Source organism: Nonomuraea sp. NPDC050478, assembly GCF_044458265.1.
Taxonomy (GTDB): domain Bacteria; phylum Actinomycetota; class Actinomycetes; order Streptosporangiales; family Streptosporangiaceae; genus Nonomuraea; species Nonomuraea ferruginea.
Window position 1 is genome coordinate 732,759 of the sequence record NZ_JBITHT010000006.1, and the last position, 25,256, is coordinate 758,014.

The 25,256-nt window shown below is 69.8% G+C and carries 22 protein-coding genes; 9 read left to right on the forward strand and 13 right to left on the reverse strand.

Annotated features, from left to right (window positions below):
• Nucleotides 1–10: 10 nt before the first annotated feature.
• From ACIBF7_RS32535 to ACIBF7_RS32560, 6 genes are all read right to left on the reverse strand, one after another.
• Nucleotides 11–1,066, reverse strand: a complete 1,056-nt coding sequence (locus ACIBF7_RS32535; protein WP_148029378.1) for a substrate-binding domain-containing protein — start codon at nucleotides 1,064–1,066, stop codon at nucleotides 11–13.
• On the reverse strand, nucleotides 1,063–2,088 hold the full coding sequence (locus ACIBF7_RS32540) for an ABC transporter permease (protein ID WP_148029377.1): 1,026 nt from the start codon (nucleotides 2,086–2,088) through the stop codon (nucleotides 1,063–1,065). The genes ACIBF7_RS32535 and ACIBF7_RS32540 overlap by 4 nt, the downstream gene beginning before the upstream one ends.
• Nucleotides 2,088–3,584 carry a sugar ABC transporter ATP-binding protein gene (locus ACIBF7_RS32545; protein WP_271276602.1) on the reverse strand — a complete coding sequence of 499 codons (1,497 nt, stop codon included), beginning with the start codon at nucleotides 3,582–3,584 and terminating at the stop codon, nucleotides 2,088–2,090. The genes ACIBF7_RS32540 and ACIBF7_RS32545 overlap by 1 nt, the downstream gene beginning before the upstream one ends.
• An 11-nt stretch (nucleotides 3,585–3,595) precedes the next feature.
• Nucleotides 3,596–4,753: an ROK family transcriptional regulator gene (locus tag ACIBF7_RS32550; RefSeq protein WP_148029375.1), complete on the reverse strand. Its 1,158-nt coding sequence runs from the start codon at nucleotides 4,751–4,753 to the stop codon at nucleotides 3,596–3,598.
• A gap of 150 nt (nucleotides 4,754–4,903) precedes the next feature.
• On the reverse strand, nucleotides 4,904–5,776 hold the full coding sequence (locus tag ACIBF7_RS32555) for an SDR family oxidoreductase (protein WP_271276601.1): 873 nt from the start codon (nucleotides 5,774–5,776) through the stop codon (nucleotides 4,904–4,906).
• A 68-nt stretch (nucleotides 5,777–5,844) separates the two neighbouring features.
• Nucleotides 5,845–6,915, reverse strand: a complete 1,071-nt coding sequence (locus ACIBF7_RS32560; protein ID WP_397198833.1) for an MBL fold metallo-hydrolase — start codon at nucleotides 6,913–6,915, stop codon at nucleotides 5,845–5,847.
• 46 nt (nucleotides 6,916–6,961) lie between these two features.
• On the opposite strand from ACIBF7_RS32560, the gene ACIBF7_RS32565 reads away from it, so the two are divergent.
• Nucleotides 6,962–7,789 (forward strand): glutathione S-transferase family protein, encoded by an 828-nt coding sequence (locus tag ACIBF7_RS32565; protein ID WP_397198834.1) that lies wholly within the window; start codon nucleotides 6,962–6,964, stop codon nucleotides 7,787–7,789.
• Here ACIBF7_RS32565 and ACIBF7_RS32570 read toward each other — a convergent pair.
• Both ACIBF7_RS32570 and ACIBF7_RS32575 read right to left on the reverse strand, forming a co-directional pair.
• Nucleotides 7,737–9,017 (reverse strand): MFS transporter, encoded by a 1,281-nt coding sequence (locus tag ACIBF7_RS32570; protein ID WP_397198835.1) that lies wholly within the window; start codon nucleotides 9,015–9,017, stop codon nucleotides 7,737–7,739. The two genes, ACIBF7_RS32565 and ACIBF7_RS32570, sit on opposite strands and share 53 nt — an antisense overlap.
• Nucleotides 9,014–9,583: a helix-turn-helix domain-containing protein gene (locus ACIBF7_RS32575; RefSeq protein WP_148029370.1), complete on the reverse strand. Its 570-nt coding sequence runs from the start codon at nucleotides 9,581–9,583 to the stop codon at nucleotides 9,014–9,016. The genes ACIBF7_RS32570 and ACIBF7_RS32575 overlap by 4 nt, the downstream gene beginning before the upstream one ends.
• Before the next feature lie 75 nt (nucleotides 9,584–9,658).
• Between ACIBF7_RS32575 and ACIBF7_RS32580 the strand changes: the two genes are divergently transcribed.
• From ACIBF7_RS32580 to ACIBF7_RS32600, 5 genes are all read left to right on the forward strand, one after another.
• Nucleotides 9,659–10,309, forward strand: coding sequence for a B3/4 domain-containing protein (locus ACIBF7_RS32580; protein ID WP_219548919.1), 651 nt, complete (start codon nucleotides 9,659–9,661; stop codon nucleotides 10,307–10,309).
• Nucleotides 10,310–10,513: 204 nt separating this feature from the next.
• Nucleotides 10,514–14,182, forward strand: a complete 3,669-nt coding sequence (locus tag ACIBF7_RS32585) for a multifunctional oxoglutarate decarboxylase/oxoglutarate dehydrogenase thiamine pyrophosphate-binding subunit/dihydrolipoyllysine-residue succinyltransferase subunit (RefSeq protein WP_271276595.1) — start codon at nucleotides 10,514–10,516, stop codon at nucleotides 14,180–14,182.
• 105 nt (nucleotides 14,183–14,287) lie between these two features.
• Entirely contained in the window at nucleotides 14,288–14,464 is a 177-nt protein-coding gene (locus ACIBF7_RS32590; protein ID WP_187280957.1) for a DUF6104 family protein, read from the forward strand.
• 96 nt (nucleotides 14,465–14,560) lie between these two features.
• Entirely contained in the window at nucleotides 14,561–15,364 is an 804-nt protein-coding gene (locus ACIBF7_RS32595) for a DUF4097 family beta strand repeat-containing protein (RefSeq protein WP_148029367.1), read from the forward strand.
• A complete protein-coding gene (locus ACIBF7_RS32600; protein ID WP_397198836.1) occupies nucleotides 15,361–16,101 on the forward strand; it encodes a PadR family transcriptional regulator in 741 nt (246 codons plus the stop codon). Before ACIBF7_RS32595 ends, ACIBF7_RS32600 begins: the two co-directional genes overlap by 4 nt.
• 53 nt (nucleotides 16,102–16,154) lie before the next feature.
• Here ACIBF7_RS32600 and ACIBF7_RS32605 read toward each other — a convergent pair whose 3' ends face one another.
• The 5 genes from ACIBF7_RS32605 to ACIBF7_RS32625 form a co-directional block, all read right to left on the reverse strand.
• Complete coding sequence (locus ACIBF7_RS32605) at nucleotides 16,155–17,111, reverse strand: zinc-binding dehydrogenase (RefSeq protein ID WP_148029365.1); 957 nt, start codon at nucleotides 17,109–17,111, stop codon at nucleotides 16,155–16,157.
• Nucleotides 17,112–17,120: 9 nt separating this feature from the next.
• A complete protein-coding gene (locus ACIBF7_RS32610) occupies nucleotides 17,121–18,008 on the reverse strand; it encodes a hypothetical protein (RefSeq protein WP_397198837.1) in 888 nt (295 codons plus the stop codon).
• Between the two features lie 35 nt (nucleotides 18,009–18,043).
• Complete coding sequence (locus ACIBF7_RS32615; RefSeq protein WP_364236994.1) at nucleotides 18,044–18,472, reverse strand: type II toxin-antitoxin system VapC family toxin; 429 nt, start codon at nucleotides 18,470–18,472, stop codon at nucleotides 18,044–18,046.
• The gene (locus ACIBF7_RS32620) at nucleotides 18,459–18,737 is read right to left on the reverse strand and encodes a hypothetical protein (RefSeq protein ID WP_364236996.1); all 279 of its coding nucleotides are present in this window, start codon (nucleotides 18,735–18,737) and stop codon (nucleotides 18,459–18,461) included. The genes ACIBF7_RS32615 and ACIBF7_RS32620 overlap by 14 nt, the downstream gene beginning before the upstream one ends.
• Nucleotides 18,738–18,836: 99 nt before the next feature.
• A complete protein-coding gene (locus tag ACIBF7_RS32625) occupies nucleotides 18,837–20,276 on the reverse strand; it encodes an acetyl-CoA synthetase (RefSeq protein ID WP_397198838.1) in 1,440 nt (479 codons plus the stop codon).
• A gap of 350 nt (nucleotides 20,277–20,626) precedes the next feature.
• Here ACIBF7_RS32625 and ACIBF7_RS32630 point away from each other — a divergent pair, with 350 nt between their 5' ends.
• From ACIBF7_RS32630 to ACIBF7_RS32640, 3 genes are all read left to right on the forward strand, one after another.
• Nucleotides 20,627–21,706, forward strand: a complete 1,080-nt coding sequence (locus ACIBF7_RS32630; protein WP_397198839.1) for a trypsin-like serine peptidase — start codon at nucleotides 20,627–20,629, stop codon at nucleotides 21,704–21,706.
• A 203-nt stretch (nucleotides 21,707–21,909) separates the two neighbouring features.
• A complete protein-coding gene (locus ACIBF7_RS32635; RefSeq protein WP_271276590.1) occupies nucleotides 21,910–23,073 on the forward strand; it encodes a serine protease in 1,164 nt (387 codons plus the stop codon).
• Between the two features lie 467 nt (nucleotides 23,074–23,540).
• Nucleotides 23,541–25,070 (forward strand): serine protease, encoded by a 1,530-nt coding sequence (locus ACIBF7_RS32640; protein WP_271276589.1) that lies wholly within the window; start codon nucleotides 23,541–23,543, stop codon nucleotides 25,068–25,070.
• The last annotated feature ends 186 nt before the right edge of the window (nucleotides 25,071–25,256 follow it).

The following is a 25,256-nucleotide window of genomic DNA, read 5'->3' on the forward strand; positions in this document are numbered from 1 at the left end:
CAACCCCCGATCAGGATTCGAAGCCGAGTGGCAGATACTGCTCGACGTTCTCCTTGGTAATGGTCTCGGATGCCAGCGTGATCGACTGGGGAACCTGGTTCTCCACGAGATCACTCATGCCCTTCCCTTGGGCGATCAGGCGGGCGAGCTTGATCGCGGAGGAGGCCATGGTCGGGCTGTAGGTGACGGTGGCCTTCAGGACCGTGTTGTCCTCCTTGATCGCCCGCATGGCGTTGGCCGAGCCGGCCCCGCCGACCATGATGAACTCGTCCCGGCCGGCCTCGCTGATGGCGGCGAGCACGCCGACGCCCTGGTCGTCGTCGTGGTTCCAGAGCGCGTCGATCTTGCTGTGGGCCTGCAGCAGCGAGGTGGCGACCTCGTTGCCGGTCTCGACGGTGAACTGCGCGTCCTGCTGGGCGGTGACCTCGAAGCCGTACGTCTTGAGCGCGTCGGCGAAGCCCTTGCTGCGGTCCTGGGTCAACGGGAGGGTGGCGATGCCCTGGATCTCGACGATGACCGGGTTCGAGACGTTCTTCTCCTTGAGCGCGGTGCCGATGTAGTGGCCGGCGGCCACGCCCATGCCGTAGTTGTCGCCGCCGATCCAGGTGCGGTAGGCGAGCTTGTCGGGGAAGATCCGGTCCAGGTTGACCACGGGGATGCCGGCCTCGGTGGCCCGCAGCGCGATCTGGTTCAGCTGCTGGCCGTCGTTGGGCAGGATGACCAGCGCGTTCACCTTCGCGGCGATGAGCGACTCGACCGCGGAGATCTGCTGGTTGATGTCGTTGGTGGGCTCGACGGCCTGGAACTCGACGTCCGAGAACTGCCCGGCGGTGGCTTCGGCGTTCTTGGCGATGGCCGCGATCCAGCCGTGGTCGGCGGCGGGGGCGGAGAAGCCGATGGTCACCTTGGTGCCGGGCTCGTCGTTGCCGCCGGCCGCCTGGGTGGGCGCGGGGGCGGCCGAGGTCGGCGCGGCGGACGGCTCGTTGCTGGTGCAGCCGGCCGCCAGCAGCGCGGCTCCGCCGAGCCCGCCGATCAGGAAACCCCGGCGCGCGACGTTTTCACTCATGGTGCTCTCTCCTTCAAGTTCCGCCGCTGGAGGAGGACGGCGACGACGATGATCAGGCCCTTGGCGATCAGTTGGTCACTGGTGTTGAGCCCGTTGAGGATGAACAGGTTCGTGATGAGCGTGAAGATGAGCAGGCCGAGGATCGATCCGATGATCGTGCCCCGGCCGCCGGTGAGCAGGGTGCCGCCGATGATGACGGCGGCGATCGCGTCCAGCTCGTACAGGTCGCCGTGGGTGGACGAGCCCGTGGTGGTGCGGGCCATGATGAGGACCGCGGCGATGCCGCAGCACAGCCCCGACAGCGCGTAGAGCAGCATGGTGTGCCGGCGCACGTCGATGCCGGCGAGCCGGGCCGCCTCGGGGTTGCCGCCGACGGCGTAGGTGCGGCGGCCGAACGTGGTGCGGTTGAGCAGCACCCAGCCGAGCGCCACGACCAGCGCGAAGATGTAGACCAGCAGCGGGACGCCGAGCACCCGCGTGGTCGACAGCTCGACGATGGCGGAGTTCTCCGGCTGGATGAGCTGCGTCTTGCGGTCGGACATGCGCTGGGCGAGCCCGCGGGCGGCGACCAGCATGGCCAGGGTGGCGATGAACGGCACCAGCCGCCCGTAGGCGATGAGCACCCCGTTGACCAGCCCGGTCCCGGTGCCGACCAGGATGGCGCAGATCGCCATGACGACCGGGCCGAACTCCTGGGTGGCCACCGTCGTCGCCCACACCGAGGCCAGCGCCATGATCGCGCCGACCGACAGGTCGATGCCGCCGCCGATGATGACGAACGTGGCGCCGACCGTGATGACGCCGATGGTGGCGGCCAGCGACAGGATGCTGACCAGGTTCGAGGTGGTGGCGAAAGCGGCCGGCTTGGTCACCAGGCCGACGACGACGAGCAGCGCGATCGCCACCAGCAGGCCCATGTGGCCGGCCTCGGTCAGCCTGCCGAGCGGGTTGCCGCCTGCCCGCCCAGGCAGCGCGATGCCTGGCGGCCCGGTGTCCGACCGTGGTTTCGTGGGGTCGCTCATCAGGCCGCCCTCCCGTTCATGATCATGTCGAGTACGAGGTGCTCGTCGAGCTCGCGGGCGTCGCCCTCGTGGATGACCGACCCTTCGCGCAGCACCAGCACGCGGTCGGCGAGGCCCAGCACCTCAGGCACCTCACTGGAGACCAGCAGCACGCCGATGCCGCGGTCGGCCAGGTCGCGGATGACCGCGTACAGCTCCGCCCTGGCGCCCACGTCGACGCCCCGGGTCGGCTCGTCGAGCAGGAGCAGCTTGCGGCTGCCGAGCAGCCAGCGGGCGAGCACCGCCTTCTGCTGGTTGCCGCCCGACAGCGTCTTGACGGGCCGCTCCGGGTCGGGCGGGCGGATGTCGAGTGCCTTGGCCAGCCGCTCGGCCTCCGCCCTCTCCCGGGTACGGTCCAGCCAGCCGAACTTCGCGAACCCGGGCAGGCTGCCCAGGGTGATGTTGGCCGTGACGCTCTGGTCCAGCAGCAGCGCCTGGGCCTTGCGTTCCTCGGGGGCCAGGCCCATGCCCCGGCGCACGTTGCCGACGACGCTCTTCCGTACCTGCTTGCCGGAGAGCACCACCCGGCCGGAGGACGGGCGCGCCCCGTACACGGCTTCGAGGATCTCCGAGCGCCCGGAGCCGACCAGGCCAGCCAGCCCGACGATCTCGCCGGCGCGCACCGAGAAGGACACGTCGCGGAACGCGCCCGGGGAGGTGAGCCCCTCGACCCGCAGCACCTCCTCGCCGGGCGGCCCGTCGGCGGGCGCCTCCGGCCGCGGCGGGAACACGTACTCGACGTTCCTGCCGGTCATCAGCGAGACGATCTGGGAGGTGGGGGTGTCGCGGGCGGGCAGCCCCACCGCGACGGTGCGGCCGTCCTTCAGCACGGTGACGCGGTCGCCGATCTCGCGGATCTCCTCCAGCCGGTGGGAGATGTAGACCACGGCCACGCCCTGGCTCGTCAGCTCGCGGATGATGCGGAAGAGGTTGGCCACCTCGTCGTGGGCGAGCGCGGCCGACGGCTCGTCCATGATGATCAGCCGGGCGTCGTGGGACAGCGCCCTGGCCATGGACACGACCTGCTTGGCGGCCGGGGACAGACGGCCCACCTCGGTGGTGGGGCGGATCTCGGGGTGGCCGAGGCGTTCGAGCACCTGGCGGGCGGCCCGGTTGCCCGCGGCCCGGTTGACGAAGCCGAGCCTGGCGTGCTCGTGGCCGAGGAAGACGTTGTCGGTCACGCTGAGCCCGTCGACCAGGTCGAGCTCCTGGTAGATGGTGGCGAAGCCGAGCTTGATCGCGTCGTTGGGACCGGACGGGCGGACCCGCTGACCGTTGAACTCGACCGTGCCCTCGTCCGGCTGGTGCACGCCCGCCATGACCTTGATGAGCGTGGACTTGCCGGCGCCGTTCTGGCCCAGCAGGCAGTGCACTTCTCCCGCCCGCACGTCGAGGTCCACGCCGTCGAGCGCGCGCACGCCGGGGAACTGCTTGACGATGCCCCTCATGACGAGCATGGGGCTCCCTTTCAGGCGTTGACGATCTTGTTGATGTTGTCCGGGGACAGGTAGTGCTCGATCGCCAGGATTCCGGCGCCCATGACCGCGGCGTCGACTCCCATGCGACTCGGCACGATCGACAGATGGTGGGTGGCCAGCGGCAGCGAGCGGCGGTAGATCGTCTCCCTGATGCCCGCGAGCAGGTGCTCGTGGACGCGGGAGAGCGCGCCGCCGATGACGATGGCCTCGGGGTTGAAGAAGTTGACCAGGCTGGCGAGCACCTCGCCGATGAGCCGTCCGGCCTCCCGGACCAACCGCAGCGCCTGGGTGTTGCCGGCCTGGACCAGGGCGACGACGTCGGCGCCCGTCTCGGCGGGGACGCCGAGCTCGGTGAGCCGGCGCGCCACCGCCGCGCCGCCCGCCACCGCCTCCAGGCAGGCGCTGTTGCCGCACCGGCAGCCGGACTCCTCGTGGCCGCTGACGCGGATGTGGCCGATGTCGCCGGCCGAGCCCTGGGCGCCCCTGTGGAGGGTGCCCTCGGCCACGATGCCGCAGCCGATGCCGGTGCCGACCTTGACGAACAGCAGGTGGCGGGCCGCCGGGAAGGCGTTGCGGTGCTCGCCGAGCGCCATCACGTTCACGTCGTTGTCGACCAGGACGTCGACGCCGGGGAAGTAGTCGGGGATCGGGTAGTCGTTCCAGCCGGGCATGATCGGCGGGTTGTTGGGCCGGCCGGTGGCGAACTCGACCGGCCCCGGCACACCCATGCCGATCACCCGCAGCGCCGCCCTGGGCCGGCCCGCCTCGGCGAGCAGCCGGTCGATCCGCCCGTCGACGTGGGCCAGGACCTTCTCCGGGCCTTCGCCGATGAGCAGCGAGTCCTCGCACTGGGCGAGCAGGTCGCCGGTCATGTCCATGAGCGCGATCCGGCAGTGGGTGGCGCCCAGGTCGACGCCGGCGAACGCGTGCTCCTCGGCGTGCAGGCGGAGCTGGCGCGGCGGCCGTCCGCCGGTGGACTCGCCGCTCTCGGTCTCCTCGACCAGCCCGCGTTCGATCAGCGCGTCCACCCGTTGCGAGATCGTGGAGCGGGCCAGGCCGGTGAGCCGGGCGAGATCGGAACGGGTCGTGGCAGAGCCTGCGCTGATGAGCGTCAGGACGTCACCGGGCGAGCCCGGGGCGGGGGTCATGCCGCGACAATAAGATCACACAACGCGCAATTCAAGAGGGCGAGGTGACATAACTCCCCATACTTACGCCGTTCATCGAACAAAGTCTGATTGGCCGGACATGACGAAGGCCGGACGGGGGTTCCCCCGCCCGGCCTTGACGTGCCGCGATCAGAGCATGCGCTGCATGGACTCCGTGGCCGACTGGACGTACGGCTGCTCGGCCATGACCTCGTCCCAGTGGTCGGCGATCGTCTCGGGCGTGAGGTCGTCGGTCTTCCAGCCCGGTCCCTCGGCGACGAACACCCGGGCCACCCGGCCCCCGCCCACGCTGAACACCTCGCCGCTCACCTCGCACGACTCGTGCACCAGGTAGGCGACCAGGGCGCTGATCCGCTCCGGGGTGAACTTGGCCTCGAACTCCGCGGGCAGCAGCGCCTCGGTCATCCGGGTCCACGCGATCGGGGCGATGGCGTTGGCCTTGATGCCGTTGCGCGCGCCCTCGATGCCGATGGTCTTGGTCAGCCCGACCAGGCCCATCTTGGCCGTGGAGTAGTTGGCCTGGCCGAAGTTGCCGAACAGGCCGGCCGGGCTGGAGGTGTTGACGACGCGGCCGTAGCCGGCCTCCTTCATGTGCGGATAGGCGGCCTGGCTGACCAGGAAGGACCCGCGCACGTGCACGGCGAGCACGTTGTCGAAGTCCTCGACCGTCATCTTGCCCAGGGACTTGTCCCGCAGGATGCCGGCGTTGTTGATCACGATGTCGACCTTGCCGAAGGCGTCGACCGCGGACTTGACGATCGCTCGCGCGCCCTCGGGGGTGGCGACGTTGTCGGTGCTGGCTATCGCCTGCCCGCCGTTCTTGGTGATCAGCTCTGCCACCTCGGCGGCGGGGCCCGTCGAGGCGCCGGTGCCGTCGAGCGCGCCGCCGAGGTCGTTGACGACCACCTTGGCGCCGCGCTCGGCCAGCAGCAGCGCGTGTGAGCGGCCGAGGCCGTGCCCGGCCCCCGTGATGATCGCGACCCTGTCATCGAACCGCAGCATCGAACCTCCAGCACAGGAGAACAACATTCTGTTACCTGCACGATAACCCAGCGCCCCGCGGTCAGCCCTCAGCTCCGGTCCACAGCTCCGGTCCACAGCTCCGGCTCCCCCGGCAGGCGGCGGGCCCGGCCGCGCGACTCCAGCCACACCAGGTGGGCGAGCGTCTCGTTGCCGGCCGCGCGGCGCATGAACGACGGGATCGACTCCCAGGGCCGCGACCAGGTGAGCTTGGTGGCCACGTCCCAGCAGGTGACGCCGTCCGTGCCGGAGACGACCTCCTCGATCTCGGCCAGCCGCTCGCGGTGGTGCTCCATCACGTAGTCGACCCGCCCGGCCAGCTCCAGGAACCGGTACTCGTGCGCGGGGAGCACCTCCTCCACGTCGAACGCGCGCAGGGCGGCCAGCGCGTCCAGGTAGTCGGCCAGCGGGTTCGGCGCCGACTGCGGGTGCACGGCGACGGCGGAGGTGATCCTGGGCAGCACGTGGTCGCCGGTGAACAGCAGCTTCCTGGACGGCTCGGCGAAGCACAGGTGGCCGGGCGAGTGCCCCGGGGTCCACACCGCGCGCAGGTCCCAGCCGGACAGGTCGAGCCGGTCGCCGTCCTCGATGAGCCGGTCGGGCGCGGCCATCGTGACGAAGGTGCGGATCATCATGGACGCGCCCGCCAGCTCGTCCACGGTCGAGGCGGGCACGCCGCACCGCAGGAGCTGCGCGCGCTCCTTGGCGACGAGCGCGTCGATGAACTCCTCGTCGTACCGCTCGCGCAGCAGCCCGGCGTCGGCGGGGTGCAGCCCGATCCAGGCGCCCGACGCCTCGCGGACCCGCCCGGCGAGCCCGTAGTGGTCGGGGTGGATGTGGGTGACGAGCACCGCCCTGACGTCCGCGATCGTGTAGCCGGCCACGCCGAGCCCGGCCGTCAGCGCCTCGTACGCCTCGTCGGTGTCCCACCCGGCGTCGATGATCGCCACGCCGTCGGCCAGCTCCAGCGCGTAGACGAGCACGTACCGCAGGGGGTTGATCGGGATGGGCACCGGGATCGACCAGAGACCTGGCCGGACCCGCTCGACCTCCGGGATGCCGCCGCCCGTCCATGCCGCACGCTGCTTCTCGCTGGAGGGAGTCACCACGAACTTCGCCATGCCCGTGATTCTGCCCGTACTTCCCGAACCATGTTCTACTGGGGTCATGGACGCGGTACGGGACGGGCGCTGGGTCAGGCAGGCCAACCACTTCACCGGCCGGCTGGGGCCGCCCGAGCCGGGCCGCTACCGGCTCTACGCCTCCTACGCCTGCCCGTGGGCGCAGCGGGTGCTGATCGTCCGCGAGCTGCTCGGCCTCCAGGACCTGCTCGACGTCGCGATCGTGGACCCGATCAGGGACGAGCGGGGCTGGCGGGTGCCGGGCGGCGGGTTCCTGTCGGAGCTCTACCTGGCCACCGACCCGGGCTTCGAGGGCCGCCACACGGTGCCGTGCGTGTGGGACGTCAAGGAACGGCGCATCGTCACCAACGACTTCCCGCAGATCACCCTGGATCTGGAGACCCGCTGGGGCGGCACGCCCGACCTGTATCCGAAGGAGCTGCGCGACGGGATCGACGCCGTGAACGACCGCCTCTACCACGGCCTCAACAACGCGGTCTACGAGGCGGGCTTCGCCAGGAGCCAGGAGGCGTACGAGGACGCGGTGCGCCGGGTGTTCGCCACGCTGGACTTCCTGGAGGAGCGGCTGACGGGGTCGGAGTTCCTGTTCGACCGGCTGACCGAGAGCGACGTGCGTGCCTACACGACGCTGGCGAGGTTCGACACGGTCTACTACGCGCACTTCAAGTGCTCGGTCCGCCGGCTGACGGACTATCCCGCGGTGTGGGCGTACGCGAGGAGGTTGTACGCGATCCCGGCCTTCCGCGAGACCACGGACTTCGACCACATCAAGCGCCACTACTACATGACCCAGACGACCATCAACCCGAACCGGCTCGTGCCGATGGGACCGGAGCTCGACTGGAGCCTGTGACCGGCATCCGGACGAACAGCAGCGCCGAGGCCAGCACCACGGCCGCGCTCACGCCCCAGGCGGCGGCCACGCCGGCCTGCACGGCGAGCGTGCCGAGCGTCAGGTTGGCCAGGATGCCGCCGGACTGCAGGGAGAGCGAGGACGTGGAGGTGACGGTGGTGCGCTCGGCGGCCGTGACGGCGTTGTGGGTCATCTCCAGGCACAGCAGCCCGGTCACCGAGGAGCCGACGAACAGCGCGACGTAGGCCGCGCCGGCGGTCAGGAGCCCGGCCGCGCCGCCGAGCCCGGCCGTCGCGGCCAGCGCGCCGACGGAGAGCGCGGTCGCCACGAGACCGGCGATCGCTCCCCTGGCCGAGCCACCGGCCAGGCGGGCCGCCCGGGGCGCGAGCGCGCTGCCCGCGGCGCTGCCGGCGAATCCCAGCGCGGCGACGACCGCGTACGCCGTGCTGCCCTGCTCGGCCGTGCCCGCCAGCTGGGCCAGACGGCCCGGGGTGAGCAGCTCGATCGACATCAGCATCACGCCCGAGGCCGCGGACGCGAGCATCAGGCGGCGCAGCACGCGCCCGCCGGCCGCCAGCCGCACCCCGGAGACGACCGTGGCGGGCACCTCGCGCAGCACGCCGCCGAGCGACCTGCGGGCATGCGGCGGCTCGGGCAGCGCGAGGAGCACGACCGCCAGCAGGACCGCCGCCGCCACCGCCCCGACCAGGCTCGGCGCGGCCAGCGGGAACACCAGCTCAGGCGGCACGACGAGCGGCAGGGCGCCGCCGGCCAGCACGCCGAGGCAGAGCGCCACGGACTCCATGGCCGCGCCGCGGGACAGCCCCGGTTTGAGGTCGGCGTCGCGCCCTTCGAGGCGGTGCAGCGTGTCGACATACCAGGACGTGGCGGGACCGCTGGACAGGGCCCTGGCGACGCCCTTGAGCGCCCCGCTGACCAGGAACATCCAGAACGCCGTGGACACGCTCATCAGCAGGAGCGCCGCTGTCAGGAACATGGCGGAGACGGCCAGCATCACGCGCCGCCCCACGACGTCGGACAGGCCGCCGGTGGGCAGTTCCAGCGCCACGGTGACCGTCGAGAAGACCGTGACCACCAGGCCGATCTGCGCCAGGCCGAGACCTCTCTCGGTCATCAGCAGCACCATCGAGGGGACCTGCAGCCCGACCGGCAACCAGGCCAGGAAGCAGACGAGCGTGTAGCGGCGTAACGCGGAACGGGCGGTCATGACTCCTCCTCCTGGGACGTGCGGGGGACGGCGCCCAGCCAGACGTGCACCTTCCTGGCGCCGGGGTCGCCGGCGTGGCGGGCGACGAGGTCGCGCAGGAGCTCCTCGGCCCGGTCCTTGAACTCGCGGAGCGCGGCGGGCGGCAGCGTGAGGAGGTGGTCGCTCATCCCGGAGACGTCCGCCCACTCCTCGGACCAGCCGGCCTGGCCGTACTCCTCCATCACCCGCCCGACCATCTCGGCCTGCCGCAGGTGGATGATCCTGAGCGCCTCGCGGCCCTCGGCGCTGGCGGACAGCTCGACGGCGTCCCACGAGGTGTAGCGGTGGCGGGCGCGCCAGCGGCGCTCGCGGCCGTCGCGCTGGTCGGCGTCCTCCTCGATGAAGCCGTACTTGAACAGCTCGCGCAGGTGGTAGCTGGTCGAGCCCGAGCTCTCGCCGACCTTGCGGCCCAGCTCGCTCGCGGTGGCCGGCCCGTCGCCGCGCAACAGGCCGAGCAGGCGCACCCGCAGCGGGTGGGCGACCGCCTTGAGCACCCGCGGGTCACTGATCGTGTACTGCTCTTCCATACGGTCGAGCGTAAACCGCAAAGAGTTTTTTGCAAAGGCAATTTTGCGGTTTTCCGAGATCGATAGACTGGGTGGATGCTGGACGACATCTGGGTGGACGACGCGGTCGCCGCGCTCCGCCCCGACTTCACGGTGCTCGCGATGACGGCTCTCGGCCTGCGCAACGGGCCCACCGACGACCGGTCCCGCGCCTGGCTCGCCGAGGCGGCCGAGGCGGCGCGGCCGGTCCAGGACGCCAAGATCGACGCCTGGAAGGACGCCTACCGCGCCTTCGGCGCCAAGCCGCAGCGCACCCGCCCGTCGGTCGACGCGCTCACCCGCAGGCTGCCGCTGCCGGAGATCAACCTGGTGGTCGACGCCTACAACTCCGTCAGCGTCAGACACGCGCTGCCCATCGGCGGCGAGGACCTCGACCGCTACTCCGGCCCGGCCCGCCTGGTCAGGGCGACCGGCGACGAGGCGTCCGAGGAGGCGCTGGGGCAGCCTGAACCCGGCGAGGTGATCTGGCGCGACGACGTGGGCGTGACCTGCCGCAGGTGGAACTGGCGCCAGGTGGTGCGCACCCGGCTCACCGAGGAGACCACCAACGCGATCTTCCTGCTGGAGCGGCTGGAGCCGATGACGCTGGAGGAGCTGAAGGAGGCCGGCGAGGAGCTCGCCGACCTGCTGACCCGGCTCACTCCCGAGGTCCGCATCACCACCAGGCTCGTATCAAGCGGGAAGTAAACACCATCCAGTGATGTTGATACCAAAAGGTAATATTTTCAGCACCGCCTGTACTGACGAGGGAGGCGTGACCTCTTTGGACACCCCTGAGAGGATCAGCCGTGGCGCAACGGCCTAGGCTGCGCGCTGTGCCGGTCCGGGCGAGTAGCCTTGGACAAGTTCTCTATCATCAACGCCGATCTGCGGAAGAGGGCGATTTCCGCCGTGTCGTCTGAGTCGTCGCGGACAAACCCGCTGGCAAGCTTTGGTCAGAATGAATGGCTTGTCGACGAGCTGTACCAGAAGTACCTCCAAGACCCCGAGTCTGTAGACAAGGCCTGGTGGAACTTCTTCGCTGACTACAACCCTGACTACGGACCGGGGCGCACCCCGGCCAGGGAGGCGGCGAACGGCACGGCTACCGCGCCCGCGCCTGCCCCCGCAGCACCAGCGAAGGAGCCGCCCAAGGCGGCGCCACCCAAGGCGGCACCGGCCGCCGTGAAGCCGAAGCAGCCGCCTGCCCCGGTGCCCAAGGGCGCCGAGGAGGTCAAGCTGCGCGGCGCCGCGGCGCGCACGGCCGTCAACATGGACGCCTCGCTGGCCATCCCGACCGCCACCAGCGTCCGGGCCATCCCGGCCAAGCTGATGGTCGACAACCGCATCGTGATCAACAATCACCTCAAGCGGGGTCGCGGCGGCAAGGTCTCCTTCACCCACCTGATCGGCTTCGCCGTGGTCCGGGCGCTGGCGGCCATGCCGGACATGAACCACTCCTACACCGAGGTCGACGGCAAGCCCACGCTGGTCAAGCCGGAGCACGTCAACCTCGGCCTGGCCATCGACGTGCAGAAGAGCAACGGCGAGCGCCAGCTGCTCGTGCCGTCGATCAAGGCGGCCGAGGAGATGGACTTCCGGCAGTTCTGGATGGCCTACGAGGAGATCGTCCGCAAGGCGCGCGCCGGCAAGCTCGGCGTCGACGACTTCGCCGGCACCTCGATCTCGCTGACCAACCCCGGCACGATCGGCACCGTCCACTCCGTGCCCCGCCTGATGCCCGGCCAGGGCACCATCATCGGCGTGGGCGCGATGGAGTACCCCGCCGAATACCAGGGCGCCTCCCCCGAGACGCTCTCCCGCCTGGCCGTCTCCAAGGTCATCACGCTGACCAGCACCTACGACCACCGGATCATCCAGGGCGCCCAGTCGGGCGACTTCCTGCGCACGATCCACCAGCTGCTGCTCGGCGAGAACGGCTTCTACGACGAGATCTTCGAAGCCCTGCGCATCCCGTACGAGCCGGTCCGCTGGGTGCAGGACGTCTCGGCCTCGCACGACGACGACGTGTCCAAGTCCGCCCGGGTGCTGGAGCTGATCCACGCCTACCGGGTGCGCGGTCACCTCATGGCCGAGACCGACCCGCTGGAATACAAGCAGCGCAAGCACCCCGACCTCGACATCCAGTCCCACGGGCTCACCCTGTGGGACCTGGAGCGCGAGTTCGCCACCGGCGGTTTCGGCGGCCGCCCGCTGATGCGGCTCCGCGAGATCCTGGGCGTGCTCCGCGACTCCTACTGCCGCACCGTCGGCATCGAGTACATGCACATCCAGAACCCCGAGGAGCGGGCCTGGATCCAGGCGCGGGTGGAGAAGCCGCACGCCTCCCCGGCCCGTGACGAGCAGCTCAACATCCTGAGCCGGCTCAACACCGCCGAGGCGTTCGAGACCTTCCTGCAGACCAAGTACGTCGGCCAGAAGCGCTTCTCGCTGGAGGGCGGCGAGTCCCTCATACCGCTGCTCGACTCGGTGATCAGCGACGCCGCCGACGAGGGCCTCGACGAGGTCGTCATCGGCATGGCTCACCGGGGCCGGCTCAACGTGCTGGCCAACATCGTGGGCAAGTCCTACGGGCAGATCTTCGGCGAGTTCGAGGGCAACATCGACCCCCGCACCGCCCACGGCTCCGGTGACGTGAAGTACCACCTGGGCGCCTCCGGCGAGTTCACCGCGCCGAGCGGCAAGACCATCACCACCTCGGTGGTGGCCAACCCGTCCCACCTGGAGGCGGTCGACCCGGTCCTGGAGGGCGTCGTCCGCGCCAAGCAGGACCTGCTGGAGCGCGGCGAGGAGGGCTTCACGGTCCTGCCGGTGCTCGTCCACGGCGACGCGGCCTTCGCCGGCCAGGGCGTCGTGGCCGAGACGCTCAACCTGTCGCAGCTGCGCGGCTACCGCACCGGCGGCACCGTCCACGTCGTGGTCAACAACCAGGTCGGCTTCACCACCTCGCCCGCCTCGTCCCGCTCCTCGGTCTACGCGACCGACGTGGCGCGGATGATCCAGGCGCCGATCTTCCACGTCAACGGCGACGACCCCGAGGCCGTGGTCCGCGTGGGCGAGCTGGCCTACGAGTACCGCCGGGCGTTCCGCAAGGACGTCGTGATCGACCTCATCTGCTACCGCCGCCGCGGCCACAACGAGGGCGACAACCCGGCCTTCACCCAGCCGCTGATGTACGACCTCATCGACGCCAAGCGTTCGACCCGCAAGCTCTACACCGAGGCGCTGATCGGCCGGGGCGACATCACGGTCGAGGAGGCCGAGTCGGCTCTCCGCGACTACCAGGCCAAGCTGGAGCAGGCGTTCACCGAGACCCGCGAGGCGGCGAAGAAGCCGCTGGAGGCGGGGGCGATGCGGGTGCCGCCGACCGAGGTGGTCAAGTGGTCCCACGCCGACACGGCGACCTCGATCACCGACGAGACGCTCAAGCGCATCGTCGACACCCAGCTCAGCCTGCCCGAGGGCTTCACGGTGCACCCGCGCCTCGCGCCGGTGCTCCAGCGCCGGGGCCAGATGGTGGAGCAGGACTCCATCGACTGGAGCATGGGCGAGACGCTGGCGTTCGGCGCGCTGCTCATCGACGGCCACCCGGTCCGCCTCGTCGGTCAGGACTCCCGCCGCGGCACGTTCACCCAGCGCCACGCCGTGCTGGTCGACCGCGTGACCGGCGCCGAGCACACCCCGCTCAAGGCGTTCAACCAGGGCACGACCAAGTTCTACGTCTACGACTCGCTGCTGAGCGAGTTCGCGGCGCTGGGCTTCGAGTACGGCTACAGCGTCGTACGCCCTGACGCGCTGGTGCTGTGGGAGGCGCAGTTCGGCGACTTCGTCAACGGCGCCCAGACGATCATCGACGAGTTCATCTCGTCCGGTGAGCAGAAGTGGGGCCAGCGCTCGGGCGTGGTGCTCATGCTGCCGCACGGCTACGAGGGTCAGGGGCCCGACCACTCCTCGGCCCGCATCGAGCGGTTCCTCCAGGTCTGTGCGCTCGACAACATGACGGTCGCGCAGCCGACCACCCCGGCCAACCACTTCCACCTGCTGCGCTGGCAGGTGAAGTCGGGGCGGCACAAGCCGCTGGTCATCTTCACGCCGAAGTGGCTGCTGCGCCACAAGCGGGCCACCTCGAAGGCCGCCGACTTCACCTCGGGCACCTTCCAGCCGGTCATCGGCGAGACGCTGATCGACCCGGGCAAGGTCACCAAGGTGGTCCTGTGCTCCGGCAAGGTCTACTACGACCTGCTGGCCAAGCGGGAGGCCGACGGCCGCGACGACGTGGCGCTGGTCCGCGTGGAGCGGCTCTACCCGTACCCGAAGGAGGAGCTCGACGCCGAGCTGGCCCGGTTCGGCCCGCAGGCCGAGCTGCTCTGGGTGCAGGACGAGCCGATCAACATGGGCCCGTGGCCCTACCTGTCGCTCAAGCTGGCCGAGGACCCGCAACTGCTGGGCGGCCGCCCCCTGCGGCGGGTCTCCCGTCCGGCCAACAGCTCGCCCGCGGCCGGCTCGCACGCCGCCCACGACGCGGAGCTGGAGGAGATCCTGCGCCAGGTCTACGGCTGACCTGATCACGTGAGTCGGCCCCCGCCCAGGCGGGGGCCGACTGCTTTCGCCGCGCACCCCGCCGGGACGTGCGGGTCGCTTGGAGAGTCGAGGAGACGGAGCACGATGTACTTCACGGATCGGGGGATCGAGGAGCTGGTCGCTCGCCGGGGCGAGGAGGAGGTCACCCTGCTCTGGCTCGGCGAGCGGCTGCGCGAGTTCGTCGATCTCAACCCCGAGTTCGAGACACCGGTCGAGCGTCTGGCCACCTGGCTGGCCAGACTCGACGACGAGGACGAGTGACACCCGCCCGCCCGTAGACGCGATACATCTTGAGATTTCGGCGGACGCGACATATCGTGTTCACTGTCAAGATGCGTCGCCAGAGAGGGCGGGATCATGCGGCAGTGGACCATCGAGAGTCCAGAGCAGCTCACGTTCGGGCACGTTGACGCCCTCGACGTGCGCATCGTGGCGGGCAGGCTCGCCGTGCTGGCCAGCGACGGTCCACCGGCGCTCGAAGTGACCGAGTTCGACTCGGCCTCACCGCTGCTGGTCACCTACGACGAGGACGCCCGGCGCCTGAGCGTCACGTACAAGGATCTGACCTGGGACGGGATGCTCGGCTGGCTGCGCCGCGACCGGCGCAGGACCGTCGCGACGCTCACCGTGCCGCGCCGCTGCGCGGTCAACGCCGGAGTCGTGTCGGCGTCCGCCGTGGTGGCCGGGTTCGAGGCGTCGACGCAGGTCAAGAGCGTGTCCGGCGAGATCGTGCTCGACGGCGTGAGCGGTGAGGTGAGCGCCACCACCGCCTCCGGCGCGGTGGAGAGCCGGGCGATGGAGGGCGATCTGTCGTTCAAGAGCGTCTCCGGCGACCTGACCGTCGCCGACGGCCTGCCGCGCAGGCTGCGCGCCAACACCGTCTCCGGCCGCATCACCGCTGACCTCGCGCTCAAGCCGACCGGCTACGTCACGCTGAACACGGTCTCCGGCTCCATTCTGGTCCGGCTGCCCGAGAACGCGGCGACGGACGTCACGATCAGGTCGACGTCCGGCCGCCTGGTCAGCGCCTTCGAGGAGGTGTCGCAGACCGGCGGCCCCGGCGCCCGGTCGATGTCGGGCCGGCTGGGCGGCGGCATGGCCTCCCTTTCCGCGACGACCGTCTCCGGCGAAGTCACGCTGCTCAAGAGGGAGAAGCAATGAGTCCCGTCTTCGGCCACGGCCGGCTCCGGCTCTACCTGCTCAAGCTGCTGGAGGAGAGCCCCCGACACGGGTACGAGGTCATCCGGCTGCTGCAGGACCGTTTCCTCGGCGTCTACTCGCCCTCCCCCGGCACCATCTACCCGCGCCTGGCCCGCCTGGAGGCCGAAGGCCTGGTCACGCACGAGGTGGCCGACGGCAAGAAGGTGTTCTCCATCACCGACAAGGGCCGCGAGGAGCTGAACGCCCGCCTCGACGAGCTCGACGACCTGGAGCGGGAGATCTCGGCCTCGGTACGCGACATCGCCCGCGAGGTGAAGGAGGACGTCCGCGACACCGTCAAGTCGCTGCGCGAAGAGCTGACGCGGATGGCCAGGGACGTGCGCACCGGCACCGGCGACGACATCCGCCGTACGCGTGAGCGGCAGAAGCAGGAGTTCACCCGGCTCAAGGAGGAGCAGAAGCGCCAGTGGAGCGAGCACGCCCAGCACTGGCAGGGCGAGAGCGAGCGGCTGGCCGGCGAGTGGCGGCGCATCTGGACCGAGGTGTGGCGCACGGTCGGCGGCGCGCCGGAGAGCCGGGCGGAGCTGGACGACGAGCTGGGCGAGGCGCTCGCCGACTTCGTGGCGAAGGTCCGCGAGGAGGCGTCGGAGTCCAGCATCACCCGCGAGAAGCTCGACGACCTGCGGCGCACGCTCGACGAGACGTCCGCCCGGGTGCGTGACACGCTGCGGTCGTGATCCGCCGGAGAGCGCCTGGTCCCCCGCCACCCGGGACCAGGCGCTCTCCGAAGTCAGGCGGTGAAGACGATCTTGCCGAAGACGTCGCCCTCGTGCATGGCCGCGAACCCGTCCCGGGCCTCGGCGAGCGGCATCGTCCGGTCGACGACCGGCCGGACCCCGGTCTGCTCCAGGAAGACGCCCAGCCGCTGGAGCTGGTCGCGGGTCCCCATGGTGGAGCCGACCACCGAGAGCTGCAGGAAGAAGACCCGGTTCAGGTCGGCCGGCGGGACCGCCCCGCTGGTGGCGCCGCTGACCACGATCCGCCCGCCCGGTCTGAGCGACTTGAGCGAATGGTCCCAGGTGGCCTGACCGACCGTCTCCATCACGGCGTCCACCCGCTCGGGCAGCCGCGCGCCGGACTCGAAGACCTGGTCGGCGCCGAGCTCGCGGGCCCGTTCCCGCTTGGACTCGGAGCGGCTGGTCGCCCACACGCGGAACCCGCCCGCCCGGCCGAGCGCGATGAGCGCGGTGGCGACGCCGCCGCCGGCTCCCTGCACGAGCACGGTCGAGCCGGGCTCCAGCCCGGCCTTGTCGAACAGCATCCGGTACGCGGTCAGCCACGCGGTCGGCAGACAGGCGGCCTCCTCGAAGGAGAGCGCGGCCGGCTTGGGCACGAGGTTGCGGCGGGGCACGGCCACGCGTTCGGCGAACGTGCCGTCGTACACCTCCGACAGCAGCGACCGCTTCGGGTCGAGCGTCTCGTCGGCCCCGGTGCCGACCACCGCGTGCACGACGACCTCGTTGCCGTCCTCGTCGACGCCGGCCGCGTCGCAGCCGAGCACGATCGGCAGCCGGTCCTGCCTGATGCCGACACCCTTGAGCGTCCACAGGTCGTGGTGGTTGAGCGCGGCCGCCCGCACCGAGACGGTCGTCCAGCCGTCGGGGACCTTCGGCTCGGGGCGCTCACCGAGGGTCAGGCCGGCGAGAGGATTGTCGGGATCGGTCTGTGTGGCGGTAACGGCGAACATGGCCGCACCTTACTTGACGCTGATCCGGATGCCGTCGAGCGCCTTGCCGACGAACGCGTCGTCGCCCATCGCGACCACGCGCATCCCGTCGCGGCACACGTCCGCGACCGGGTGTCCGCGCCCCCGGACGCCCCGGGGCAGGCCGCGCGCCTTCTCGCAGCCGGGGGTGGGGATGAGCGCCACCATGTCGGTCGCGCCGCCGCCGAACCAGAGCTGCGGCCCCACCGGTTCGCCGCGTTCGGTGTCGCCCGGCGCGGCCAGCCGCACCCGCCCGGAGCCGGACAGCACCAGGTGGCCGTCACCGGTCACCCGGCCGCGCACCCCGCTCGCGACCGCCAGCCGCTGGTCGAACCCCAGCCCGGGCGGGCGGTCGTACATGGCCATCCGCCACGGGCCGAACGCGAACAGCAGCACCTGCCCGAACGAGCCGCTGCCCGCCTGGCGTGGCCAGAGCGTCACGTTGTCGCCGAACGACCTGATCGGCTCGCCCCCTCGGGTGATCTCCAGCTCGCCGTTGTAGGGGGCGGTGAGCTGGCGGAACTCGTCGTCGACCCACACGCCCTGGAACGGTCGCAGGCCGAGCCGGTCGAGGCGGAGCTCGGCGGGGTAGCGCACGGTGGCCCGGACGCCGTCGGGGAACGTCACCTCGATCCGGGCCGTGCCCTTCTTCTCGTCCGCTTCCGGATGCAGCAGGTTGGGGCGGCTGTCGACGCGGGTGAGCGACCGGATGGGGGCGGCGGCCTCGCGGGGCGGTTCCCGCTCGGGCGCGGGTTCGGGCCCGCGGCTGAGGATCAGGCCGGCGACGGACGCGCCCAGGAGCGCGAGCACGACCAGCAGCCCGATCGGACGGCGGCGGTCGCGCTCGCCCGCTTCGATGACATCGAACTGATCGGCCACGACGGACCTCGCTAGCGAGTTGTACTGCCTTCAGTTCAGTTGAGCGGCGACCGCCAGCGCAACCCCTCGAACTTGGCGAAATCCCGGTCACAGGTCACGAATTCGCATCCGTGCTCGATGGCGAGCGCGGCGAGATACGCGTCGGGCGCGAGCTTGCCGGCCACACCCGCCTGACGGCACAAGCGGGTGAAGATCTCCCAGTGCCGGGCCTCCGGGGCGACCAGCACCGCTTGGGGCTGGTTGCGGTAGGCCTGCGCGAACGCCAGGGCGCGGTCGAGCGGATCCGGGGTGAGGTAGACCTTCCTGTTGGTCACGATGCGGATGAAGCCGTTGACGACGAAGTCGCTCACGGCATAGCTCGAGTCACCATTGATCAGATCGTCGAGGAAGGCGGTGTAGCGCTTGTGCTCCACGGCTTCGGCGCGGAAGGCGTTGACGAGGACGTTGATGTCAAGAAGCAGCATCGCGCAACGCCTCCAGCATCTCCGCGTCGTCGGGCTCGAAGACGATGTGCTCCAGCTTCTCGCCGGCGTCGAGCCGCACCTGCACCCACGGCTGGTAGCCGGGCTCCGCGTCCGAAGTGATCAGCTCCACGCGCGGCCGATCGGCCACGCCGGTGGAACGGTTGAGAAGTTGACGCAAGGCGTCCTCCATCACTGAGTTGAGACTGCGTCCGTTTCTGGCCGCGTACGCCTTCGCCTCGTTGAGGAGTGTCTCGTCGATGCGCACCGTGGTCCTCCGCATGACTCCAGCGTCCGCCAGTGACATTTAAATGTCAATAGCGAAGCGTAGTCGAGCAGTCACAATCTTTGCACCATCTTTGCCACCTCACCAACTCGCCACATTGACCTTGCCGTCCGTCGTCAGCTCGACCCGCTGCCCCACCAGCTCCCGCGACACGGCGTCCGCCATCAGCTCTTCCCTGGTCACGTGCGCGTACGCCCGCGCCCCCGACGGAAGGTCGGCGACGAGGATGCCCCGCCACGGCACGCCGTCCTTGTCGTAGGCGACCGTGTATCCCGCCACGACCGCCGGTCCCTCGTACGAGTCCGCGATCGGCACCGGCTCGGCGGTGAAGACCGGCTCCGGCCCGCCCAGGACACCGCCCGGCTCCGCGGACCAGATCGCGTACGTGTGCTTGGTCAGGTGCATGCCGACCCCGGTGACGAGCCCGTGGCCGCCGCCGGCGCGCAGCAGGCCGGCCATGGTGACGGTGGAGTGCAGCACGTAGTCGCTGGCCGGGCCGCCCGCGTACGGCAGGCCGCCGGTGACGGTGAGGCCGCGCGGGTCCATCGGGTCGAGCTTGATCGCGTCGCACGTCTGGCGGAGCGCGATGGCGAAGCAGCTGTAGACGTCGAGCGCGCGCATGTCGTCCAGGGTGAGCCCGGCCCTGGCGAACGCGGACTCGGCGGCCCTGCCGACGGCCTGCGAGGCGCCGAGCGCGGGCCGGGCGGCCACCTCCCACGTGTCCTCGGCGTAGGCCCAGCCGCGCAGGTAGACGCGCTGGTCGGAGGGCACCCCGAGGCGGTCGGCGAGCGCGGTGCTGGCCAGCACGACCGCCGCCGCCTGGTCGACCTCGATCACGGCCACGGTGCTCCGGTTGTACGGCCAGCCGACGAACCGGTTGCCGCCGATCAGCTCTTCGGGGGTGCGCGGGGTGCGCCGCCAGGCGTGCGGGTTGGCGGCGGCCACCCGCGTCATCGGCGCCATCATGCGGCCCCGGTCGAGCATCTCCTGCTCGATCGTGTGGCCGAGGGCGGCGCGGCGGGCGGTTTCCATGATCGGGTACGTGTGCACGGGCAGGAAGAGCTCGTGCGCCAGCTCGCTGGGGTGCGGCGGCCGTTCCCAGGCGTACGGCGGCCTCGGGTCGGCGGCGTGGCTCCACGGCGCGTGCTCGCCCGCCAGCCGGTACGCCCGGCGGGTGGCCAGCGCCTCGGCTCCGGTGATCAGCGCGGAGTCGAGCTCGCCGGCCGCGATCCGGGCCGCCGCCTCGCCGATGAGCGTCTGTGGGGCGGTGCCGCTGACCTTCGAGTACGCGGTGTGCCCCGGAGTGGCGCCGAGCCGCTCGGCGAGCCGGCCGGTGGGCGTGTCGTACTGCCAGGAGTCCGTGTGGACGACCTGGATCGATTCGAGGCGTTCCACCGGGAGCCGCGCCTGGGCCGCGGCGGCCCGCGCCGTCTCCTCCCACAGGTCGAGCGGTTCAGGGCCGGGCTGCTCGCGGACGGTGCGCTGGGCCGCGCCGATGAGGCAGGGGGTGCGTGGATCCATGCCACCCATCCAACCAGAACAAGATTCGGTTGATAAGGAACGGTTTCGACCAGCACCGGAGGCCGGGTCGAGTGATCATCGAATCCGCCACGCCGGGAAGAACATCTTCCGCGCGAACGTGACCTTCCACCATTTGACCGTCGACCATCGCGAATTGGCCTCGCAAATCCGGCGTCTAGCTGGGATGACGTCATACAATGAAGATCGTTTATAGGCACGTTCCAGCACGCTTGACATGGTTCTTATGCGACGCAAGTCACGCTTGCTCAGATAACGAATCTCCATCCAAGCTGCAATAGCCCCAGTTGATCTGGAAAAATCCACCGTTACAACCCCAGAAAGGCACTTTCATGATCTCCCGGGCCAGGCACCTGCTAGCCGCCGCCGTCAGCGGCGCGCTGCTGATGCTGCCTGCGTTCACCGGGAGTGCGAACGCCGCCGCGGCGAGCCACGTCTTCCACGTCTCGCTCGCCAAGACGAAGGCGGACGTGCAGAAGGTCGCCGACTACTGGAAGCCCGAGAAGCTCAAGAAGGCCGACAGCTACACCCCCGCCGCCCCCACCTCGAACGGCTCGCCGAAGTCCGGCACCGCGGGCGGCGGCACGGTGGCCAGCCAGCGGATCACCGCCCTGCGCAAGACGGCCGGCCCGGTCAACGCCGTGGCGCCGAAGACGGGCCGGGCCAGCACGACCGGCAAGGTCTTCTTCCGGTTCGGCGCCAAGGAGTACTGGTGCTCGGCCGCCGCCGTGGCGGCCGGCAACCACAGCGTGGTCGCCACCGCCGCACACTGCGCCTACGACGCACGCCAGGGCAAAGAGGCCGACTCCTGGATCTTCGTCCCGGAGCCCGGGGCCGACGGCACCACGCCGCACGGCATCTACGTGGGCTCCTCGATCAGCATGCACGAAGACTGGGCCGGCAAGAACGACTACGACTTCGACTACGCGTTCGTCACGGTCCACCGCGGCTTCACCTGGGTCAAGCAGGGCAACACCTACGTGGCCAAGGACGTCGGCCGGCTGCAGGACAACGTCGGCGGGCTCGGCCTGGAGCTGGCCAAGAAGCCGCCGCTCGCCCAGGTGCACGCCTTCGGCTACCCCGCCGGCCCGCAGCCCGACGGCAGCAGGCCCTTCAACGGCCAGACGCTGAAGAGCTGCGTGGGCGGCACCCGCAAGGCCGTCGCCCCCAGCCTCGACCTCGACCACGGCGTGCAGCTCCACCCCTGCAACTTCAGCAAGGGCGCCAGCGGCGGCCCGTGGATCACCGGCCTGCACAACAACCTGGGCAACCTCATCGGCGTCAACAGCCTGACCTGGAACCGGGACGCGAAGGGCGAGTTCGACGCGGTGTCCTCGCCGTACCTCACGGCCGCCGCCGGAGACGTCTACCGGCACGCCGCCGCGCAGAAGACCCCGGCAAATGTGATCTAGTTAACAAGTTACCGATCGGTCACTCCGGGCGATCAGCCCAGACATTGGTCTCGGTACGATCACGGCGGCCTTCCGCGCGCCGACCGCGCCCGGTGGGAACCCGCGTGACCAGGATCGACGCTGTACGGTTCCGGCTGTCCGTTTGCTGGCATCCGGGGCGCACCAAGGCGCCGCGCCAGCGTAAGGCAAAGCCTGGAGTTACCTTGAAGCGAATCCTCCTCCCCGTCGGCGGCGCCACCGTGGCGACCGGCATGCTGCTCGCCGGCCTCAACGGCACCGCGCAGGCCGCCGGCGACGTCGCCAACGACCCCATGGCCAGGAACACCAGCCAGGCGGCCTCGGTCGCGTCCTTCTGGTTCGCCTCGAACGGCGCCGCCCTCCGTCGCGCCACCGCCTACACCTGGGATTCCAAGGACGTCAGGAAGGTCGTCTCCAAGGGCGGCTACAGCCCTGACGGCAGGCCCGGCACCGCCGCCCCCACCAGCGGCAACAAGGCCGCGGGCGGCTCGCAGAACGTCAACCTGCCCAAGACGGTCGGCAAGGTGTTCTTCGTCGACGGCTCCGGCAAGTTCCGCTGGTGCTCGGCCACGTCCATCCAGTCGAACTACCGCAACCTGGTCGCCACCGCCGGCCACTGCGTGTACGACACCGAGAGCAACAAGGCCCTTCTGAACAACTGGGTCTTCGTGCCCGGTTACTACCAGGGCAAGACCCCCTGGGGCATCTACGTCGGCAAGCAGGCCTTCACCCACTACGACTTCGACGTCTACGAGGACTACGACCGCGACTACGCGTTCGTCACCGTCTACAACGGCATCCAGTTCACCGGGGCCGAGCGCGTCAACCGGCGCGACTACCAGCGCTTCAGCGGCCCCAAGCGGTCCTGGGGCGGCCAGCGCTACATCCTGAAGTCCAGGGACGTCGGCCGGCTCGGCGACAACGTGGGCGGCCAGGGCTTCGCCTGGAACCAGCCCGCCAACCGCACCGTGCGCACCTTCGGTTACCCCTCCGCGCCGCACCCCGACGGCAGCAAGCCGTACAGCGGCGTCACCCCGAAGCACTGCTACGGCAGGACCACCGCCAAGGCCGTCGGCGCCTCCTGGCTGAAGATCGACGAGCACATCGGGCTCAAGTGCGCCGTGACCCCCGGTTACGACGGCGGGCCGTGGCTCACCCAGTACAGCAACGCCAAGCGGGTGGGTTACGTCAACGGTGTGACCAGCACCTTCGCCGACCAGGACGGGAACGACCGGATCGACTACATCACGTCGCCGTACTTCGACGGCGAGACGGCCGCGGTGTACAACGCGGCCAGGAACGTGTGGTCGGGCAAGATCGTCGGCCCCAACGGCGAGCTCTACCGCTGACCCAGTCCGCTTCGTGAAGGGCCCGGCCACCGCCGGGCCCTTTTTCGTGCCCGCGGAGGCTAGGTGTCAGCGCAAGGCCCAGACGGGCAAAACCGCCCAGACAATCATGAATTCTCCGGAACCTGAACGTTCCCTGGCAGAAGACTGGCTACTTAGACGGAGGATAGGTTCCATTCGGTTCCTGTGATCTGAGTCACATTTCCCTGACTACAGCCCGTGAGGCGATGCTAACGGAACTTTCGTCCCAATCTTCACACCCCCTACATACCCTGGGAAAACGTACCGACCCGATCACGTACGGCGAACATCTCTGACAGGTCACGGAATGGTCACGGCGATCCGGGTCCGTGCCGGACCCTTCGATTCGGCTTTCACCTGCGGAGATCACCGCGCTATGTTCCTTGCTATCCCTTTACTGACGCATGGGGCGCAAGTTGCGGCCCACGACAGACCAAGGAGCAGTTCCCTTGAAGCGCATCCTCATCCCCGCCGGTGGTGCCGTTCTGGCCACCGGTCTCCTGGCCGCCGGTCTGGCCGGTACGGCTCAGGCCAACAACGACGTCGCCACGGACGCGATGGCGAAGAACGCCGCCGCGGCCAAGGCCATCGCCTCGTTCTGGGCGGACAACAACGGCGCTGCTCTGAAGGCCGCCAAGGAGTCCAACGTCTGGGACAAGACGGACGTCACCAAGCTGCAGAGCAAGGGCGGCTACAGCGCCGACACCAAGGCGGGCTCCACCGCCCCCATCGGCCAGGAGAAGAAGACCTCCGCCAAGGTGCAGAACGTCAACATGCCGAAGACCATCGGCAAGGTGTTCTTCGTCAACGGCAAGGGCGAGAAGAAGTGGTGCTCGGCTACTTCGATCCAGTCGAAGTACCGCAACCTCGTCGTCACCGCCGGCCACTGTGTCTACGACGTCAAGGCCAACTCGGACGTCATGGACAAGTGGGTCTTCGTCCCCGGTTACTACCAGGGCAAGTCCCCGTTCGGCATCTACGTCGGCAAGCAGGCGTTCACCCACTACGACTTCGACGTCTACGAGGACTTCGACCGCGACTACGCGTTCGTCACCGTCTACAACGGCGTCAAGCTCGGTGGGGGCACCGCCAAGAAGGTCTCCAAGGCCGAGTTCGAGAAGTACGAGGGCCTCAAGGAGGCCAAGGACGTCGAGATCAGCCGCGAGGAGTTCCGCGCGTGCCGGCTCGACCCCACCTCCACTGAGGCCTGCTGGGTGAAGCGCGGCTCCAAGGCCGAGCCCACCGGCCCGGACTTCCCGGGTGCCGAGGTCGCCAAGATCGAGGTCTCCGAGGCCAAGTACAAGGCCGCTCGGGTGGGCAAGGGCAACGGGCGCAAGTTCGGCGAGCCCATCGAGGAGCACGTCACCTGGCGCGAGGCCGAGAAGTACCTGGAGAACCAGAAGAAGGACGCCGAGAAGTACCCGGGCACCGTCAAGCTGGACCGCAGGGGCAACAGCACCATCACGCACTTCTTCGTGCAGCAGTGGTACAAGCCCGGCTCCGACACGAAGTTCTACAAGACCGTCTTCACCATCATCGAGAACGCCGCCACGGACGCGGGCCGGCTCGGTGACGTGGTCGGCGGCCAGGGCTTCGCGTGGAACCAGCCGACCGGCAAGTACGTGCGCGTGTTCGGCTACCCGGCGGCTCCTCACCCCGACGGCCACAAGAACTACACCGGCATTACTCCGAAGTGGTGCTACGGCAAGACCACGAAGAAGCTGGTGGGTGACGCGGCCAAGAAGATCGAGGAGCACGTCGCGCTCAAGTGCGCGATGACCGAGGGCGCCGACGGTGGCCCGTGGCTCTTCAAGTACAGCAACGCCAAGCGTCTCGGCTACGTGAACGGTGTCACCAGCACCTTCAACGACCAGGACGGCAACAAGCGCGTCGACTACATCTCGTCGCCGTACTTCGACGGCGAGACCAACACGGTCTACAAGGCCGCCGCCAACGTGTGGTCCGGCAAGATCATCTAAGTTGCGACGCCCCTGACGGTCACCCGTCGAGAGATCGTCACCTGTAAGACCCGAAGGGCCCGGCACACCAGCCGGGCCCTTCGGCGTTCCGGGCCCGGAAAGTGCGGGCGCTTTGGACGCACGGGAGACACGGATGGTGCCATGAACCAAGTGTGATGTGCGTCACATCAGCGAGAGAGGCGCCCC

Coding starts and splice junctions, on each gene's coding strand:
- ACIBF7_RS32615 (WP_364236994.1), bottom strand. CDS start 18,472: ATGCTGCTTCTTGACATCAACGTCCTCGTCAACGCCTTCCGCGCCGAA.
- ACIBF7_RS32540 (WP_148029377.1), bottom strand. CDS start 2,088: ATGAGCGACCCCACGAAACCACGGTCGGACACCGGGCCGCCAGGCATC.
- ACIBF7_RS32545 (WP_271276602.1), bottom strand. CDS start 3,584: ATGCTCGTCATGAGGGGCATCGTCAAGCAGTTCCCCGGCGTGCGCGCG.
- ACIBF7_RS32550 (WP_148029375.1), bottom strand. CDS start 4,753: ATGACCCCCGCCCCGGGCTCGCCCGGTGACGTCCTGACGCTCATCAGC.
- ACIBF7_RS32625 (WP_397198838.1), bottom strand. CDS start 20,276: ATGGATCCACGCACCCCCTGCCTCATCGGCGCGGCCCAGCGCACCGTC.
- ACIBF7_RS32565 (WP_397198834.1), top strand. CDS start 6,962: ATGGACGCGGTACGGGACGGGCGCTGGGTCAGGCAGGCCAACCACTTC.
- ACIBF7_RS32595 (WP_148029367.1), top strand. CDS start 14,561: ATGCGGCAGTGGACCATCGAGAGTCCAGAGCAGCTCACGTTCGGGCAC.
- ACIBF7_RS32555 (WP_271276601.1), bottom strand. CDS start 5,776: ATGCTGCGGTTCGATGACAGGGTCGCGATCATCACGGGGGCCGGGCAC.
- ACIBF7_RS32605 (WP_148029365.1), bottom strand. CDS start 17,111: ATGTTCGCCGTTACCGCCACACAGACCGATCCCGACAATCCTCTCGCC.
- ACIBF7_RS32630 (WP_397198839.1), top strand. CDS start 20,627: ATGATCTCCCGGGCCAGGCACCTGCTAGCCGCCGCCGTCAGCGGCGCG.
- ACIBF7_RS32590 (WP_187280957.1), top strand. CDS start 14,288: ATGTACTTCACGGATCGGGGGATCGAGGAGCTGGTCGCTCGCCGGGGC.
- ACIBF7_RS32600 (WP_397198836.1), top strand. CDS start 15,361: ATGAGTCCCGTCTTCGGCCACGGCCGGCTCCGGCTCTACCTGCTCAAG.
- ACIBF7_RS32580 (WP_219548919.1), top strand. CDS start 9,659: ATGCTGGACGACATCTGGGTGGACGACGCGGTCGCCGCGCTCCGCCCC.
- ACIBF7_RS32535 (WP_148029378.1), bottom strand. CDS start 1,066: ATGAGTGAAAACGTCGCGCGCCGGGGTTTCCTGATCGGCGGGCTCGGC.
- ACIBF7_RS32570 (WP_397198835.1), bottom strand. CDS start 9,017: ATGACCGCCCGTTCCGCGTTACGCCGCTACACGCTCGTCTGCTTCCTG.
- ACIBF7_RS32560 (WP_397198833.1), bottom strand. CDS start 6,915: ATGGCGAAGTTCGTGGTGACTCCCTCCAGCGAGAAGCAGCGTGCGGCA.
- ACIBF7_RS32575 (WP_148029370.1), bottom strand. CDS start 9,583: ATGGAAGAGCAGTACACGATCAGTGACCCGCGGGTGCTCAAGGCGGTC.